This is a genomic window from Bradyrhizobium guangdongense (assembly GCF_004114975.1).
GTDB classification, from domain to species: domain Bacteria; phylum Pseudomonadota; class Alphaproteobacteria; order Rhizobiales; family Xanthobacteraceae; genus Bradyrhizobium; species Bradyrhizobium guangdongense.
On the sequence record NZ_CP030052.1, the window covers coordinates 796,310 to 813,701 of the forward strand.

Below are 17,392 nucleotides of genomic sequence, written 5' to 3' on the forward strand. Positions count from 1 at the left end.
ATTGTTTTTGGATACATTTTATATTGCCACACCGCAACTGATTTCGCATCGCCGATCGCGTTTTACGGAAGGGTTCCAAAGCGCCGTTTCGAGGTCACACGGTCCGTGGCGCGTGGCGCCTCAAGGAGAACGGCCTCGCGGTCACATCGGAAGGTCTTGGAAGGCAAAGCTCCCAAATCCCACAGGCAGGGGAAAGCGTTGAAACTATATGATGCCGCGCTCGGGCAGAGGGGCGTCGTCGATCAGTCGCTGCCAACCGAAACGAGTTAAATCCAGCGTTTCGTATCGTCCCTTCAGGATAAGTTCGGAAATCGCCAGACCACAGCCGGGCGCATGCATCAGGCCGTGACCTGAGAAGCCCGCCAGCATGTGGAAATTGCCCAGACCATCGGCCCCCGGCCCGATGATGACATTGCCGTCGAAGTCGTTCTGATCATAGAGACCCGGCAAAGTTGAACGGCATTTCGTCCGTTCGAACTGCGGGAAACGGTGCGCCAATGCTGGCCACACAACTGATTCGAAATAGTCGTAGTCGACCTCGAAATTATAGCCCCGCGGTTCCGCGAGCGTCGGAACACCGCCTGAATAGCCGGCGCCTTCGGGACGGAAAGCTAATCTTTCGGGGTCTTTGAGGTAAGGCAGCGGCTCGATGGGTTCTTGCGTTTCGAAGTAATGTTCGAAACGCCGCAGCGGGGTGATTGGAACATCGAACCCCAGTTGCTTGCAGATTTCCTTTGCCCACGCTCCTGCGCAATTGATGAATTGATCCGCTTCAATCTGAGCGCCGGATGCCACTCGGGCATGCGTTACAGCATGAGCGGCGCGGTCCATCCCCACCACATCGTCGGCAAGATATTTGACGCCGAGAGATTGCGATTTCTTACGAAAACCCATCAGCACACTATGCGGATCCAGCCAGCCGTCATCGGGAGAATGGACGCCGGCGCCAAGGTCCGAAACGTTCATCGAAGGGAATTTCTCTTTCAGACCGTCCGGCGTCAGCCATACGACATTGCAACCTTGATCTCGTTGAGCGTCGTAATTTTGACGCAACATCCCCGTCGCACTAAGGGGCACGATGAAGAGGTAGCCATTTTTCTTAAAGCCGATCTCGGCATCCACGCCTTCGATCGCCATCGTCTTCGGAAATGACTCAAAGAAGGGGATTGAGAAATTTGAAAGCTGGATATTCTCGGAAAGCGCGAAAAGACGTCGGACGCCACCAGACGCCCGTGGCGTCGAGGCTATCGCATAGGTCGGATCGCGCTCTATCACTATGACATCTGAAGCCGGCGCCATGAGCTTGAGAAAATAGGCAGCCGCGGAACCGATGGCTCCGCCCCCAATAATTGCGACATCATATTTCATTTTCCTACCTGCCCGAGTAGAGTAGATGGTGTGATACTATGCCAACGCCGTGCGCCGATGCCGTTCGTAGATGCCGCCTACTCCACGTCTACCGGAAGGATCTCGAACAAGGGCGCGCCGTAACTAACCGCGGCGCCTTCTTCGATAAGAATTGTGACCAACCGCCCCCGCTGCGGCGTTCTGATCGGGATTAGAATCAAATCATCCTGTAGGTAGCCGAGGATATCATCCGAGTTTAAAGACGAGCCCATCGGCACCGCCGCTGAAGCCGCCGCGGGATGCCTTGGTAAGAATCTTCCCGGCCCAACCGCGCGAACAACAATATTTGCCGTAGCCGGCGGCGCCGCTCGCACCTTCTCGTCGGTCGTCGCCGCAAGCTCAATGTTTATAAACTCGCCGCCTTCCTCATATTCCAGCCGGATCAAGCCATGGCGCCTCATGATGGCAGTCAATTGCGGAATGTAATCGCAAAGACCCGTCATGATGCCACCGCAGAAGTGGCTCTCTTCAGCCTCAGCCCAGCGGCCAACCAATTCTTCAGAAACCGGATGTCCGCGCTGCCGGCTTTGAACGCTTCAATGGCACCGCAGGCGCGCTCCATTCTAACGGCTATTTCCCCACGGTTGGCGATCAGCACCTTGTCAAACATTTGCTCACTCGAGAACGAGAAGAGTGTCACCCGCGCAAACCACCTGGCCGTCGTCGGGTAGGATTGCTCGCACCGTCCCCGCTCTGTCAGCTTCGACACGGAACAGTGTTTTCATGGACTCTACGACAGCAACGATCTGCCCCTTGGTGATTGTCTGCCCTACTTCAACCGCAGGAGAACCACCCTGGACATCCGAGCGATAAAACACTCCGTCGGTCAAAGCTCGTATCTTATGACCTTCTTGATTCGAACCGAGACTGTCAGCTTTTTGCAGTGACAGCGGCGCGCTGGTGAAAGCGGATGTCACTTCAGCGGCGGCGATCAGCAGCAGCCGAATGTCCCCTCTTTTCAGCTCAATCTTCTGCAAATTGAGCTCAGCCGCCTTCCGGCAAAAAACTTCGATCTGCTTCAGGTCCATGAAGGCCGCGGTCTCCCGAAGAACGAACTAATCGGCAACCGAAGACGGGGCTGACAGCATCAAACTGCGCCGGGCCGTTTGCGCCGATCGCGAGACAATGAGCACGACGCCCATAACAGTCAAGCACAATGTATTCTATTGCGGCCCTTTTGGATACATCATCATGTTGCGATAGATGCTGGCCGGACATATCGACCACCCAATGTTACTCAAGGATGGCATTCACGGCTTCATCAAGAGCTTTAGCGGCGCGTTCGCGAACACAACGCAGCTTTTCCTGCTGCTCCGCATCTCTGGTCTGGCTCTCGCGAGCGAGCTTTATCTGCGCGCACACATTGGCGGGCGCCGGGCTGCCGTAAGTCGAACGTCGGCCAACGAAAGCGAGTGGACTAAGGCTTTCCCGAAACAGTTGGGGGTCAAGGCTTGGTGCAGGAAAACCGAGCTGATTTGCTGCTGCATCCAAGTCGGCACTTGTCACCGTGTTTGGCATCATTCCGCAATTGAAACAGTGCGCCACGAATCCGGCGACCAATTCATGCGCTTTACGCCACCCCAACGCAGTCTCGCGCGCTATGGCCGCAGCAAGGTCCGTTGCGGTGCACCAGTTGGCACCCGCCAAATAGCTCATTCTCGCGACATCAAAGCGCACATCGCCCACAAGGCGCGACAGAGTATCCAGTCGTGCGGGAATCATTTCACCAATGGCCTTGAGCTGACTGTCCGTATTGACCCGCTCCATGGTGGTAAAACCAGTAGGTCCGCGTTCGGACATGCTTACAGCCAGGAAGGCCGATGATGCTTGCGTCGCCAAACTCTTGATGTCCTCCAGCCCATCAGGATTTTTCTTCTGCGGCATGATCGAGCTAGTACCACACAGATAATCCGGCAATTCGACATAGCCATATTCAAATGTCGACCATAACTGCAGATCATCGGCCAAGCGAGCGAGCGAATGCGTTAAACCTGCCATGAGACCGGCATATTCGATCTCCATGTCGTGGCTGATGATCGCATCGAAAGTGTTGGGCAAGGGCCCATCGAAGCCGAGGAGCTCTGACGAGCGCCGACGATCGATCGGAAAATCGCTCCCAGTCATGATGGCAGCGCCAGCAGGCGACTGATTGATGCGAGCATGAGCTTCTTGATATCGCTGCTGATGCCGGGCTGCGACCAGTTCAAACATCAGAGCCCAATGCGCCAGTGTTGTTGGCTGGGCGTGCTGGCCATGCGTGTTGCCCGCCATGACGGTCTCGATGTGTTTCGACGCCAATTCTATGAGAGAATGGCGCAGCTTCATCATGCCATCCAAGGCTGAACAGATCTGAGCCGCAAACGCCCTCCTTCGAGAAACGGCATTCAGATCTCCCGAACTGCGCCCGGTGGCGATCTGCCCACCAATTTCACTGCCATAAAGCTTTGTTAGATATCGTTCGCCCGCGTGCAGGCCCGAGTTCATCTTAGAATGAACATTTAGAACACCTTCTGCCTCCATCTGTCGCAGGCCGGCTAGAAGTTGCTGTCCGATTTTACGCTTAATTGCGCCCCCTTCGGTTAGCGCAACTAGATGGGCCTTGTCGAACGCATGAATATGCGGAGCCGTTATCGCATCGAACCGAGACTTGTAGTTGTCAAGATAATCTAGAGGAACTTGCTTCAAACGCGCTCCGGGGTTGGCGGCGCTGCGATAAGTTTGCGGAGCGTGGGTTTCCATTTAAGGATCTGCCTTAGCTTCGGGCCCGAACGAGCCGGTTTGCCGGCCACCGACACAACCAAGCAAGCCTGATGTATGCATATTAATTATACTGTATCCAGTCGCGCTGCCTGTCAATAACATGACACTGGGCGTGGCCGATAGCCTCCGGCGAAGCGGACGAAAAATCGATGGCGAGGTGGCCGCTGAGGTGACGGGTCAGAAGACAAATGGCTTGAGACGAGTTGTGCTGCGTGTTCACTTCAGTCATTGTCATTGATGCCAAGCTGCTTCTCGACTGCCGCCAGCAGAATTGAGATTGCAATTGCCTCAGCTGCAATCCGCACGTCTTCCAACGATGCAAAACTTGGCGCAATGCGGATATTGCTGTCCTTGGGATCATGCCCGTTTGGAAAAGTCGATCCTGCTGCAGTGAGAGAGATTCCCGCGTCGCCCGCCAGCCTGACAGCTCGTTGCGCTGCGCCTGCAATAGTATCGACGCTGATGAAATAACCGCCCTCAGGCCGAGTCCAGACGGCAGCACCTTTGCCTGCGAGACGTCTTTCGAACGCTTGGAGCACTGCGGAAAACTTGGGAGCAAGAATAGCGCGGTGTCTTTTCATGTGTCGTGTCACGCCCCCTGCGTCCTTGAGGAAACGCGCGTGACGAAGTTGATTAAGCTTGTCTTGACCAGCTCCACGCCGCTTGGCGCAGTCAAGAAACCAACGAACGTTCGCGGGAGAAGCTGCGAAGAAGCCGATACCGGCTGTGGCGAAGGTAATCTTTGAGGTAGACCAGAACATAAGCGGTCGATCCGCATTCCCGGCGGCCGCGCAAGCAGGCAAGATCCGTTTAGCTGGCTTGCTGTTATCGGCTAAGTGATGGACGACATACGCATCGTCCCAGAAGAGCCGAAAATCTGTGGCCGCAGCCTCCATCGCAGCCAGTCGATCAATTGCTTCATCGGACCATATTTCGCCCGTCGGATTGGCATAAGTCGGCACGCACCACATGCCCTTCACACGTGGATCCCGCACATGATGCTCCACCACCTTCATGTCTGGCCCCTTGGGCGTGACAGGGACCGGAATCAGATCGATGCCATACTCGATGCACATGTTATGATGCAGTTCATAACCAGGCACGGGGCTAAGGAACGCGATTCTTCCCTGTTTCATCCAAGGGGTCGCAATTGCTGTCACACCCTTTAGAAGAGCCCACACAATTACATCATGCATGATCGCAAGGCTGGAGTTACCTCCTACCACGACTTGCTCCACTGGAACGTCTAGGATGGGAGCGAATATGCGGCGGAGTTCGACAAGTCCCTTCGGATCGCCCCCGTAATTTCGTGCATCGTCCCCAGCTTCCGTGATCCAATCATCGGGTTTCGGTAGCGAAAGCAGTTCGTTCGACAGATCGAGCTGCTCTTCTCCCGGGCGCCCGCGCGCGATGTTCAGCTTCAATTTGCGCGCGCGAATAGCATCGTATTCCGCCCTCACGTGGCGGAGCATCTGCTGAAGTTCGTCGGCGCTCATCTCGGCAAGCCGCATCATGATCCTCTCTCGCACCTGGCGAAGATGAGGCCTGTGGGACGATCCGATCCCGAGGTCTTGCATCATCGCACGTACGGCTTAGCTCTTCGCACTAATGCCATTTCGACGCCTGAGCCGATCTACTGCTCGCCTCTTGGCCATCATCGCGTGGTCTCATCCAGTTGCAGGCGAAACCCAGATCGCGCGTCACCACCAACATGGTCACGCGCTTGTTCCTCCGCATGGTCCATCCGTCGCCTCAGGCCAAAACGCAGCACTTCTGGTCGTGGCGGAGACACGGAGTTTCGGGAAGCACCCAGTTGCTCCAGCCGGCCCACAGCCGCCGCATCTTGCCGGAATTCCACCTGGAGGATTCGATCTCAGAAGCTCGGCAAAGCTGTTGATTATACACTTGACGGTGTTTGGATACGAAAATAGCGTCTGGTAGTCAAGCAGCGCTGGCGACCGCGAAGCGGAATGCCAGACTTGCGCGCCAACAGCAAGAAACCCGGAGAAGGTTGGCGATGGCAGCTCCCGTAACACGGCAACTCACAAAAATCTGCGCCTCACGGCGGCACCTTCGTCGCACTGCCCAAGCAGCTTTGGGAAGAAGCGATTTACCGCGCGACCCCTTCTCTTGCCGCGGTCTCCGCTTGGCTTCTGCTGGTCGTGCGCTCTGTGATGCTTATCGCTCACGTGACCGCAACGAGAGCCAACGCGACAGTGGTAAGGGCAATCAGGAATTCTAGGAACGCCATGAACAGAAGGACGTTTTTAAAATGGACGGCGCGCGCAACTGCCTCGTTGGCCGCGCCCACAGTCTGGAGTCCGGCGCACAGACATTATACGTTGCGGATACCGGAGGAGCGATGACTGAAGTCAATCGTGAGCTTCTCTATGGGCCATTTGAGAAAGCCACAGGAATCCAGGTCGTCCCCGTAATCCGTAGCGCTAGTCCGACCACCCAGATCAAATCGATGGTAGAGACCAAGAACTACATGTGGGACTGTGTTTTCGGGGCCGGCGCCGATGAGTCGCTGCAGTGGCAGCAGGCGGATTTGCTAGAACCGCTCAACGTGAGTGGCGAATTCGTCGATCAGATTCCCGAGGAGATGCGGCACAATCCAAGCTTTATGCCAGATATATCTCTGCCATTGCTCTGGTATGCCTTCCCTCTGCCACCAAGAAGGAGCTGACGTCTTTCGCCGACATGTGGGACTTTTCGATCCCAGGAGCTCGTTCACTTCGCAATGGCGGCCGCGACGACAGCGAAGTTGCCTTGCGGGCTGACGGGGTGCCCGGAGGCGAGGAGATCTACAAGGTTCTTGAGACTGACGACGGCTGGAAGCGCGCCTTCAACAAACTCGACAAGATCAGAAGATAGTGACTTGGTGGACGACTCCGCCACAAGGCGCTCAGCTGTTCCACAGTGGCGAGATCGATATTATGCCAACTTTTTCGAACCGGGCCTATCAATTGATCGCGCAAGGGGATGGGCTGGCGATTTGCTGGAATCAGGCATTTTACAACTCTTATGGCTGGGTCATCCCGAAAGGTAATCCCAAAGCCGAGCTGACTCGACGTCTCATCGTTTTCTCGCTGGAACCAGAGAGTCAGGCAGCTCGTTGCGCCAAGATCGGTGCCGGACCGTCTAATGTGAACGCATATCAGTTTATGAGCAAAGACGTCAGTCGATAATGTCCACCTATCCTGACAATCTGAAGCAAATGGTGCCGGTCGACAACGAATCTTGGAGCAAGAACCTTGCCGAAGGCGAGGAACGATTCAGGCAGTGGATACTCCAGTGAGCTGGCGTAACTTCGGAGCAGGCTCTTACAGGCCGGCAGTGCCGAAGGGCGTCAGAAGAGTGACCATGGTTCAGAAGGCATGGACGCAGCTACCCTGGCTTGGACCCTCCACAATCATCGGAGAAAAAGCATCCCTTTCCCCCGCAAACAGCTGAGGCGAGCATGTCACTACCATTAGTATATGTATTGACGACTGGCGGCACGATCGCGGGCAAGGGCGACTCGTCGGTTCGCCCTGCCGACTACGAGGTCGGTCTTCTTACCGGCAATGACCTCGTTCAGGCCATCCCCGAACTCGCTCAGTTAGCGGACACACGGGTCATCGAGATTGCGAACATTGGCAGTCAAGACATTTCGTTCGGTCATTGGAAAAAGTTAGCTGAGACTGCAAACGGTCTTCTCAGTTCTAAAGAAGAGAACATTGCGGGCATTGTGGTTACCCACGGAACCGATACCCTGGAGGAGACAGCCTACTTTCTGAATTTAACGATGAAATCGGACAAGCCGGTGGTCCTGGTCGGATCGCAGCGTCCCCCAACTGCAATGAGTACGGATGGACCCTACAATCTCTACAGTGCAGTTCGCGTTGCCATTCAGCCAGAGGCGGCAGGCAAGGGAACTCTGGTGGTCATGAACGAGCAGATCAACGCTGCTCGCGAGGTTGTCAAGACCAGCACCTTCCGGCTAGAGGCCTTTAAGTCGGGAGACTTTGGCCTTCTAGGCTATGTCGATACGGATAGGATTGTTTTCTATCGGGCACCTGTCCGTCGTCATGGCAACAACTCTGAATTTGATATCAAGAACATCAACGAGTTGCCGACGGTGCATATTGTTTACTCCTACGCCGATGCACCGGGAACACCGATCCGGGATGCTCTCGCTTCGGGCGCGAAAGGAGTTGTCATTGCCGGCGCGGGTGCCGGGACCCTATCCCAAAATGAGAAGGCGGCCGTCGCGGCTTATCGTAAGACAGGTGGTGAAGCCATCATCATGCGTTCCAGCCGCACTGAACGGGCGCGTCATTGAACGCGACCACTACCTAGAGCTTGGCGTCCTCAACGCAGACAATTTAAGTCCGCAAAAGGCTCGCATCCTCCTTGCGTTGGCCCTAACCAGGACCAACAAGCCGCATGAGATAAAGCGAATCTTCTCCGAGTATTGACCGACATGGACGAGTGCGCATGTCCTAGATGGCTACCTTGTCCCTCTGCGACGCGCCAGTGCGCTCATCGGATGAAGGGGACGGGTGGTGCATCATTCATGAGGGTGCTGAGACGTTCCTTGAAGCAGGCAACGTCGCACGGCACTTCTGGCGGTCATCTCAACGACCAGCATTCCCGACCACCCGCTTCATTCCAAGCCGACGGCGCAACAGCCCAATATTAGGAGGCATCCGCGCATGCTTCGCATCCCAAACGGCTTTCTCGCCATCCCAAATCCTGGGCGAGAGGCATCCCCGGCGACGGGGGTCTTTCTGTTGTGGCTTCGCGAGGTCCTGGCCGAGAGTTCTTTGGCCGCAGTCGAAAATCGCTGAAAGACCCGACCCGCCGGCTGGTCCGCCTGGTCAATATGGCGATATCTGCATAATGCGCATGGCCAAGGGCTTTGAGAAGATTACTGATTGACTCGATGCAGTCATTGACAACAAGCGCGCCGAACGACCCGAACAATTGACTTTGGGTGCTACCGTTGCGCGGAAACCAGAAGCATCATCGGTCGCTCCAACTCTTCTTCCAGCTCTGGCGTTTGTGTGATCTGCTCGGGGGACGGGGCAAACTCTTCGACGGCTAAGATCCGGAAGCCAGCACGGATCAAGGTGTTAAGCGTCGTGCCGATGGTCCGGTGATATTTGATTACGCCTTTCGCAAACCAGTCAGTCTGGCGCTCACCCTCGATCGAATAGCAATTGACTGGCCAAGTCTTGCGCCCGTCCTCGTCGGCGATCCAATGCGGATGGACCGCTGCCATAAAGATCGGATGCTCGATGGTGAATACGATATGCCCGCCGGGCGTGAGCGCTTGGTGGACCATGCGCGCGAGACGGCTGAAGTCCCTGATATAGTGAAAGGTGAGTGCACTATAAGCGAGATCGAAGGCTGCCGGCGGCAACTCCACTGTCTCCAGGTCTGCAATCCGGTATTTAATTTCTGGATCGTTGGTATCCGCCTTTGCCCGGCTGATCATGTTTTCGGAGAGGTCCAGGCCGAGCACCGAGTTTGCGCCTTGCTTGCGCATCCAGCGCGACGTCCAACCAAGGCCGCACCCCAAATCGAGGACGCGCTTGCCGAAAATCGCTGGCAAAATCGCGCGTATGGAGGGCCATTCAGGCGCACCGTCCAGACCGCGAATTTGTCTCGGAAGCTGGCTGTAACCGGCGAAGAAATCGGGATTGTCGTAGATATTCTGTGCCATGGTGTTCTCTTGTCCGGCGTAATGGGATTCGGATCATACGACAGACCGAGATTCCTTTTGTTCCCCTTTCGTCGCGTTTACGGCGCGAATTGGTTTCAACCAATTCTCACTATTTGGGGCAGTGGCGGCGGCGAGCTTCCCCTTGAACCCAGCGATGCGGGGCTCAATCTAGACCTAGGGGATGCAGCCGACACTCTGCACGCCCAAAGCGGCTGGAAGAAACGTCGGATGATGCCGGGATTATTGGGCGTCAAAAAGAACAGAGCGACTTGGAGACTCTAGACCCCATCCCGGACGCTCTATTGCCCGTCGCCAATGAGGTTTGGCAAAAGCAAAATCTGTCTCGCCTTCTCATTGCTGACTTTGTCGCCCCGGAAACGGGAGAGGTCTGCCTTACGTAAATGACGCGGTTCAAACGCTTCCAACCATTCTGCCGCCTGACATCACTCCGGAGTATTACCGTCGTCTCCAAGGGCCGCTCAACAGGAACTATCAGGACAACCGAGGCACGGCTCGTATTACTCTTCATAGCGCAAGTGTTACTCAGTAAGGCTCTAGGTAAGCCGCTTGGAAAGAGAGCTCTGGTGGGCATCACCAAAGGACCGGGTATCTCAACAGAGCGCCGTCAATTCAGATGAAGCTTGCTTTGGACTACGTGGTCATAGAGCGCTTTCGTGGAGCGGCCTGGAAGTCGCCGCCCCGTTCGCTTTCGGCTTCGCAATTCAGCGATGGCCCCCCTGACATCGCAATGCGGGACTGAGGCCGGCGTTCGGATCCGAATTGCAGTTCTCCATGGATCATTGGACTCTCGGCAGAGACTTCGCGAAATCGAGCACCCGTCCGCTTACGCTGGTATCCACCGTATTGTACGAGCTGAATTGAGAGATATGCCCATGGCCCAACAACCGGAGTAGCAGGGGGCAATGGGACGCCCGCAGCGCCAAGGTGGCGAATAGTTCTCCGGCTTGCACCTGCATCGGAACCGGATCGTATTCCGCGTAGGTGATCAAGGTCGGCACGTCCGGGGCATCTATCAGACGGGTCGTCGACATCTCCAAATATCGGGCAGTCTCCTCGCCGAAATAGGCCTGATTGCGCAGGTCGGGAGAAGGTATACCGAAAGCCGCAGCCGCGACGCGTTCGAGAGCGACGTTGTAAGACCCGGACTGCAGAACCACGCCGGCCGCTCGGAGAGGTCGCCCCTTGTGGAAGGTGGAGACGAAGGAAGCGAGAGCGACGTGCGCGGCTCCCGCCGATTCTCCGAGCAGACATATTCGTCTCGGATCTCCTCCATGATCTTGCGCATTCTCCTGGGCCCACCTCAAGGCAGCAATCACGTCGCGTGCCCCAGACGGCCACTTGCATTCCGGGGCAAGGCCATAGTTCGCGATGAAGGCCGTGACCCCGTTGCGGGCAAAGAAGTAACCCACATTGCTCCTATCGGACTTGTCGCCGCGACTGTAGCCGCCACCGTGGAAGAACAGCACCACAGGCACCGAACCCGATGTCGCAACCGGCCGATAGACGTCCAACGACTGCCTGGTCCCGTTTCCGTAGCGGATGTTGGGAATGACGTCGACTCCGTCGGTCGGCTGGTGAGCCAGGATGTCTGCGTAGATCCGCGCGGTTCCGGGCGGATCTATCACCGGCCCCAAGGCTCTTATTCTTTCTGCTATCTCGTTCGGCGGCGAAGACATCCAGCGATTGTTTTCGAATGGAGCGGTCATGCCTCCCCCTTTGCCCTTTCATCCAAAGTCCAGCCTCCGAACCTCTGCCGGCAGGCGTACGTCAGCACGCCAGCTATCAGGACGCCGAATACGAGAGGCAACGCGGCGGTTTCGAAGAAAGCGGTACCGGAGAGTTGCTTGGACATCAGGAAGCCTCCGAACAGAGGGCCTCCGATCGCTCCGAGGCGGCCGATCGCCATTCCCCACCCGACGCAGTTCGACCGGATGGTGGTTGGATATAACATTCCGAAAGCCGAGTTGATCGCGGATTGGGTACCGGCAACGCATATGCCGGTCACAAGAACCAACCACGGCAGGACTCCGCGATCGACGAACGGCTGGCCGATGAGCGCCATCGAGGGGATCGCGACGATGTAGAAAGCGACGATGACGAGAAAACCATAGCGATTGAACCCCACCGTAAGCATGAAGCTTCCGATCAATCCTCCGAGACCGAACAGGGTCGCCGTGAGCGCGGCGGCTTCGGGTGAAAGTCCGATGTCACGCAAGACCGTCGGAGCCCAGCTCGCCATCAGAAGGGTCGTGAACAAATTGACCACCGCGAGTAGCCAGAGGAGCGGTGTGATGATGTGCATGCCGTTTCGAAGCGGCACGAGCGGGGACAAGGCTCCCCTCGAGCCCGTGGACTTCAAGGCGAAAACCGCGTCGTCCGGAAGGTGGCCCCTCGGGTCGAGAGCCCTGGCGATCCTGAGAAGCTCCGCTCGCTTCGATGGAACGAGCGACAGGTACTTGATGGACTCGGGCAGTACGAAAACGAGCACCGTCGCCAGCACCACCGGAGCGGCGCCTCCTATATGGAAAAGTACTTCCCAGCCGTAGCGGGAGACCAGATACGCGGCGACGAGGCCGGGTACTATGCCTCCGATCTGCACGCCGAGCTGTACGACTATGAGGAAGGCACCGCGGACGCGGCGTGGAATGAACTCCGATACGAGCGCGGTCGCGTTAGGGATGATCCCGGCAAGGCCGACTCCCGCGACGAAACGAAGAGCGCAGAACTGCGCGACGGAAGCGGCCAGCACGGTCGAGCACGTGGCTAGGCCGAAAAGCAATGTCGACAGAACGATCAGAGGCTTCCTGCCAAAACGGTCGCCGAGATAGCCGGCTATCGGAGTGCCGATCAGCATTCCGACCAGGCTGGAGCTCAGGATGACGCCCATCGCGCTCCGATCGAAGTTCAATATCTTGATGATCTCGGGGGCGGCATAGCCCATTACGACAAGATCGAAACCATCTGCGATCGTGACCAGCAGTGGCCAAAGCACGACATTGAGGTGGAAGGCGCCGATCGATCGGCCTTCCACGAATTCGTCCAAGTCGATCCTGCGGCCGTCCGGTCGGCTATCGACCGGAGCGGACCCATCGAACGGAACGACGACTTGTCCTCCGATTCCCATATTCCCTCCCGCTTTTTCGTTCGTTTTGGTTCGTCAAGCTCCGCGCACCCGGTCGATCACAGCCGTCGGATCCTCCGGTGGAGCGTTTCCGTGCCATGCGATGTGCTGGTCGGGCCTGACCAGAACGAGTTTGGATTGGTAGGGCTGGCCAGGAGCGGGACAACGGACCACCGACAGCGGGAGCCTCCGCAGCTTCGCGGCCTCGAGCAACGCCTCGAGAGGTTCTCCGCTTTCGAAATCGACAAGGGTGTAGTCTCGACCCAACAGATCGTAGAAGCCGCGTCCGGGCGACGGCCAGAAGTGGGGCGAACGCGCTCCCGGAAAGTCGGCGGGCTTGTAGTTGCTCCATGTGTCCGGAGGCGCGGCAGTGCCATTGGCACAAACGATGGGGGAGGATTCGTACCGCTCGCCCAACTGCAGTCCGGACGTGTCGTATTCGTCGAGATCGTCTACGACCACGAAATCCCCGAACGTCTTCCGGGCACGCGCACCGGCCTCGCCTTCATCCTCGATGGTCGGCGGGATCAGCCACTTGCCTTTCCGTTTCGAGCAGTGGATGCCGATCTTCGAGTTCCTCAAACCGATGGATCTCCGCTCGGCCTCGTACGAATCCAGGAGGTTGGGACCGGCCCACCCCGAGTATGCTGCCGCAAGCTTCCAAGTCAGGTTCAGGACATCTCCGATGCCCGTGTTCATGCCGAAGCCACCTAGAGGTGTGTAGAGGTGCGCCGCGTCGCCAACGAGGAAAGCGGGACCTGCCCGGTATGCCGCGGCAACCAAAGACAAACCGCCGGTCCACGGCCCCTCCGCGAGGATTTCGTACGGAAGGTCTTTGCCGAATATCGACCGCATCACCTCGTCGCTGCGGACCTGCTCCCAGCCGAGGCCTTCCGGAACCTGATAATGAATGATCCAGCGCTCGCGGCCGTCCTGGGCAAAAACGAACGCGCGGAGGTCGTGATTTATGATCCAGGTGATGGTCGCCGGCGCACGCCTGCTCTCCTCCAGCAGAGTCGGGGCCCGAACGAAATACGTGATCATGGTGCCGGAGACGAACGCATTGTCGATGCGCCCGTCGTCGCCCGCCATGGAAATGTTGAAGTGACGACGAACCGGACTCCGAGCCCCATCGGCACCGATGACGTACCGAGACCGGATTCGTTTGCGCACTCCCGTGCGCACGTCTTCGACCGTTGCGATCGGAGCGCCGTCCTCCCCACCGAGCGCGACCAGGCGTGTACCGAAGCGCACGTCGACCGACTCCGAGGCCTCGGCATGTCGGCGCAGCAGCGGCTCCAGAAAGAGCTGGGAGATGGACAGGCCGGACTCCGGTCCGAGCTGCCCTTCACTAAGGCGCGTCTTCAGCAGATCGATGTTACCGAATTCGTGGCCGCAGAAGCGCGTGACGAAGGCTACGCGCGGATGCATTTTGGCAAGCGGCGCCGCCGCGCGAACTTCCTCCGCCAGTCCGAGACGACGGAAATGCTCCATAGTGCGTGCATTCACGAAATTGCAGCGGGGCTGGGTCGCCGTCTCGAGGTTTTCCGTAATCAGAATGCAAGGTACCCCCCTCTGCGCGAGATCGATCGCGGATGTCAGCCCGACGGGTCCTCCGCCTACGATAAGAACGAACGTTTCCTCGAAATCGCCTGTCATTTCCTCTCTCTTCGGCTTCTTGTTTGTTTTTAGGAACGCTGCCTAGCAAGGCGTTCGCGTCACGACACCGGGCTGGGCTTTTCCCTGCAACAGCAGTTGCTGCCGGCAGAGTTCGGCGGTCTCGCTGAAGTGTCGTGTCAGCAGGACGACCGCCTCGTCCGGACGGTGCGCGAGCACCGCGTCGGCGATCATCTTGTGGTCGGCGGTGCGGGCTCCGCCGACGTGTGCGGCGCGAGACATGAACCGATACCTGTCGGCGCTGTCGAACAACTGATCGCAATACGCCAGAATGCGCGGCGCGCGGCACGCGGAGAGAAGCGTGGCGTGGAAGACACGATGCGCGCGCTCCCATTCCGGGTCAACGGAAGCCGGCGTAAACGGAATGCGGGACAGCCGGTGCCATGAGAGCAGGACCTGCTCCTCCCACTCGGCCCCACCGTACTCGAACGATTTTCTGAGAGCGAACTCGTTGAGCACGATCCTGGTCTGCAAGAGGTCGTCCAAATCCTCGATGCTCAACGGCGCGACGGAAAAGCCGCGCTGGTCGGAATGCATGATGAGGCCGTCTTTGGCCGCCCGGGTCAGAGCCTCGCGCATCGGAGCTGCGCTGACCCCATAACGTTCGCACAGCGAGCGGATCTTCAGCTTTTGGCCGAAGGAAAACATCCCTCCGATCACGTCCATACGGAGCTTCTGGTAGGCGGCCGTTGCGAGCGTCTCTGATGCGTCCGACAAACTACCCCTCCTGAAATAGAAATTTCTTGCCTTGACGTATGATAATCTTTATTTAAGTCGGGCAAGTCAAATAATATATTGTTTGGAGCCGAAATGGACCTCGGTTTGGCGGCTAAACGGGCCCTCGTATGCGCGTCCTCTAAGGGGTTGGGTTTTGCATGCGCGACTTCGCTCGCCCGCGAGGGCTGCGAAATCACACTGAACGGCCGGGATGAGGAGCGCCTTCGCCTGGCCGCAAAGTCCATCGAGGCCCTCGCGGGTAAGCCAGTGGCGTTCGTCCAGGCGGACATCGCGGAAGAATCGGGTCGCCAAACGGTTATCGAGGCCTGTCCCGAACCCGACATCCTCATCAACAACAATCACGGGCCGGCGCCCGGAAATTTCCTCGAGTTCGGCCGCACGGAGTGGTTGGAGGCGATCGAGCAGAACATGCTCGCGCCCCTTCACTTCGTAAAAACCTTTCTTCCTGGAATGCGGGACCGGAAGTTCGGGCGGATCATCAATATCACGTCTGCCATGGTGAAGGCGCCGCATCCCAAGATGGAACTCTCGTCAGGCGCGCGCGCCGGGCTCACGGCGGCCTGCAAGTCGCTTGCCCGGCAATACGCCGCCTACAACGTCACCATCAACAACATGCTGCCCGAGCGCATCGATACCGATCGTCAGCGCTTCATGGCGGAAAGGATGATGTCGGAGCTGGGAATATCGCTTGAAGAGGCACGCACCAGGATCGCCGACTCGCTTCCGGCGAAGCGATTCGGAAAGCCAGAAGAATTCGGGGATGCCTGTGCCTACCTCTGCAGCGTACAGGCGGGCTTCATCACCGGCCAGAATCTTCAACTGGACGGCGGCTCCTACCCCGGCCTGATTTGAACGAAAACCAATACAAGGGAGGACTTGATGGCGATACCGCGACCCGTATTTCGTCCACCGTTCAACATGACCCGAGCAAGCCATGTCGTGCTCGCGGTGAAAGACCTGAAAGAGAGCAAGCGCTTCTACGTCGACGCGCTCGGATTCGTAGTCAGCAGCGAAGACGAAAACCGCCTCTACCTCCGAGGACTCGAAGAAGGTTGCCATCATTCCCTCGTTCTGGAACAGGGCGGCAAGCCGAGCGCGCAACACATTGGCTTTCGCGTTCTGACCGAAGAGGATTTGGATGCTGCAGAAGCTTTCTTCCGGGATCTAGGTCATCGTCCGACCTGGGTCGAGGTACCTCATCAGGCTCGTACGCTGCGTGTTTCCGACGCCGCGGGTGTTCCTCTCGATATTTGCGCCTCCATGGAAACGAGGCCTCGTCTGATCTTGCAATCCAGCCGTTTTAGCGGCGCCTGTCCGCAGCGGCTCGACCATTTTCAGATTTTGACACCACACGTGGACCGGGCGCTCGAATTCTACACTCGTCTCGGATTCAGACTGTCGGAGTACATTACGCAGGACGGATCGGAAGAACCGAGCTTCGTTTTCCTGCAGAGAAAGGGCAATCCGCACGACATAGTGTTCGCCCCAGGTCCGGGCCCAGGACCTCTCCTTCATCACGCCGCCTTCACCATCCCGGAGACCTACCATCTCATGTTCATCTGCGATCTGCTCGCCGAGATGGGCTTCGGTAGGTCGGTGGAGTACGGCCCGGCGCGCCATTTCGCTCCCGGATATGCCCGCTTCGTTTATCTCCGCGACCCGGACGGACACCGCATCGAACTGTTCAACACTCACTACCAGACGATCGACATCGAGGACGAACCGCTCAAATGGGAGATGGCGAAGGTATTGGCCGGTGGATGGGGCCCCCCTCCTCCCCAATCGTGGATGACCGAGGCAGCTCCGTTCGGCGCGGCAGAATAGTCCGGCCAAACTGGCTGCGGCAGAGGGCCACCGGCTATTCCGAATAGTACCTCTAGAAGAGGCGCACCCGGGTGGAATTCAGGACTGAAAAGCTAGAGCGACGCGAGGTTAACCATCAGCGCGCCGACTGC

At 57.7% G+C, this 17,392-nt stretch carries 17 protein-coding genes; 6 read left to right on the forward strand and 11 right to left on the reverse strand.

The genetic code is table 11. The features are described from left to right. Positions 1-204 precede the first annotated feature (204 nt). From X265_RS39415 to X265_RS39440, 6 genes are all read right to left on the reverse strand, one after another. On the reverse strand, positions 205-1,368 hold the full coding sequence (locus tag X265_RS39415; protein WP_128955182.1) for an NAD(P)/FAD-dependent oxidoreductase: 1,164 nt from the start codon (positions 1,366-1,368) through the stop codon (positions 205-207). 77 nt (positions 1,369-1,445) lie between these two features. Continuing rightward, positions 1,446-1,850: an acetyl-CoA carboxylase biotin carboxyl carrier protein gene (locus X265_RS39420; protein ID WP_128929630.1), complete on the reverse strand. Its 405-nt coding sequence runs from the start codon at positions 1,848-1,850 to the stop codon at positions 1,446-1,448. Then, positions 1,847-2,017: a biotin carboxylase N-terminal domain-containing protein gene (locus X265_RS39425; protein ID WP_164933826.1), complete on the reverse strand. Its 171-nt coding sequence runs from the start codon at positions 2,015-2,017 to the stop codon at positions 1,847-1,849. The genes X265_RS39420 and X265_RS39425 overlap by 4 nt, the downstream gene beginning before the upstream one ends. Before the next feature lie 4 nt (positions 2,018-2,021). Next, positions 2,022-2,435 (reverse strand): acetyl-CoA carboxylase biotin carboxyl carrier protein, encoded by a 414-nt coding sequence (locus tag X265_RS39430; RefSeq protein WP_128929632.1) that lies wholly within the window; start codon positions 2,433-2,435, stop codon positions 2,022-2,024. Positions 2,436-2,640: 205 nt separating this feature from the next. Next, on the reverse strand, positions 2,641-4,146 hold the full coding sequence (locus X265_RS39435) for an argininosuccinate lyase (protein ID WP_128929633.1): 1,506 nt from the start codon (positions 4,144-4,146) through the stop codon (positions 2,641-2,643). A 242-nt stretch (positions 4,147-4,388) separates the two neighbouring features. Continuing rightward, the gene (locus tag X265_RS39440) at positions 4,389-5,681 is read right to left on the reverse strand and encodes an aspartate aminotransferase type Ic (RefSeq protein WP_128969539.1); all 1,293 of its coding nucleotides are present in this window, start codon (positions 5,679-5,681) and stop codon (positions 4,389-4,391) included. Between the two features lie 848 nt (positions 5,682-6,529). Here X265_RS39440 and X265_RS39445 point away from each other — a divergent pair. The 4 genes from X265_RS39445 (at position 6,530) to X265_RS42505 (ending at position 8,630) form a co-directional block, all read left to right on the forward strand. Further along, positions 6,530-6,856, forward strand: a complete 327-nt coding sequence (locus X265_RS39445) for a type 2 periplasmic-binding domain-containing protein (protein WP_128929635.1) — start codon at positions 6,530-6,532, stop codon at positions 6,854-6,856. A 184-nt stretch (positions 6,857-7,040) separates the two neighbouring features. Next, positions 7,041-7,358: an extracellular solute-binding protein gene (locus X265_RS39450; RefSeq protein WP_488230406.1), complete on the forward strand. Its 318-nt coding sequence runs from the start codon at positions 7,041-7,043 to the stop codon at positions 7,356-7,358. Between the two features lie 272 nt (positions 7,359-7,630). Next, complete coding sequence (locus X265_RS39455; protein ID WP_128929637.1) at positions 7,631-8,494, forward strand: asparaginase; 864 nt, start codon at positions 7,631-7,633, stop codon at positions 8,492-8,494. Then, on the forward strand, positions 8,406-8,630 hold the full coding sequence (locus tag X265_RS42505; protein ID WP_371746378.1) for a hypothetical protein: 225 nt from the start codon (positions 8,406-8,408) through the stop codon (positions 8,628-8,630). The genes X265_RS39455 and X265_RS42505 overlap by 89 nt, the downstream gene beginning before the upstream one ends. A gap of 521 nt (positions 8,631-9,151) precedes the next feature. Here the strand turns inward: X265_RS42505 and X265_RS39460 are convergent. The 5 genes from X265_RS39460 to X265_RS39480 form a co-directional block, all read right to left on the reverse strand. After that, positions 9,152-9,880 (reverse strand): class I SAM-dependent methyltransferase, encoded by a 729-nt coding sequence (locus X265_RS39460; RefSeq protein WP_128929638.1) that lies wholly within the window; start codon positions 9,878-9,880, stop codon positions 9,152-9,154. 797 nt (positions 9,881-10,677) lie between these two features. Then, positions 10,678-11,607, reverse strand: a complete 930-nt coding sequence (locus X265_RS39465) for an alpha/beta hydrolase (RefSeq protein ID WP_206733167.1) — start codon at positions 11,605-11,607, stop codon at positions 10,678-10,680. Beyond that, positions 11,604-12,944 (reverse strand): MFS transporter, encoded by a 1,341-nt coding sequence (locus tag X265_RS39470; RefSeq protein ID WP_164933839.1) that lies wholly within the window; start codon positions 12,942-12,944, stop codon positions 11,604-11,606. Before X265_RS39470 ends, X265_RS39465 begins: the two co-directional genes overlap by 4 nt. A 114-nt stretch (positions 12,945-13,058) precedes the next feature. Then, complete coding sequence (locus tag X265_RS39475; protein WP_128929640.1) at positions 13,059-14,681, reverse strand: FAD-dependent monooxygenase; 1,623 nt, start codon at positions 14,679-14,681, stop codon at positions 13,059-13,061. Positions 14,682-14,723: 42 nt separating this feature from the next. Beyond that, entirely contained in the window at positions 14,724-15,416 is a 693-nt protein-coding gene (locus X265_RS39480) for a GntR family transcriptional regulator (RefSeq protein ID WP_128929641.1), read from the reverse strand. Between the two features lie 93 nt (positions 15,417-15,509). Here X265_RS39480 and X265_RS39485 point away from each other — a divergent pair, with 93 nt between their 5' ends. Then, on the forward strand, positions 15,510-16,289 hold the full coding sequence (locus tag X265_RS39485; RefSeq protein ID WP_128929642.1) for an SDR family oxidoreductase: 780 nt from the start codon (positions 15,510-15,512) through the stop codon (positions 16,287-16,289). A 27-nt stretch (positions 16,290-16,316) separates the two neighbouring features. Further along, on the forward strand, positions 16,317-17,261 hold the full coding sequence (locus tag X265_RS39490; protein WP_128955087.1) for a VOC family protein: 945 nt from the start codon (positions 16,317-16,319) through the stop codon (positions 17,259-17,261). Positions 17,262-17,392 lie beyond the last annotated feature (131 nt).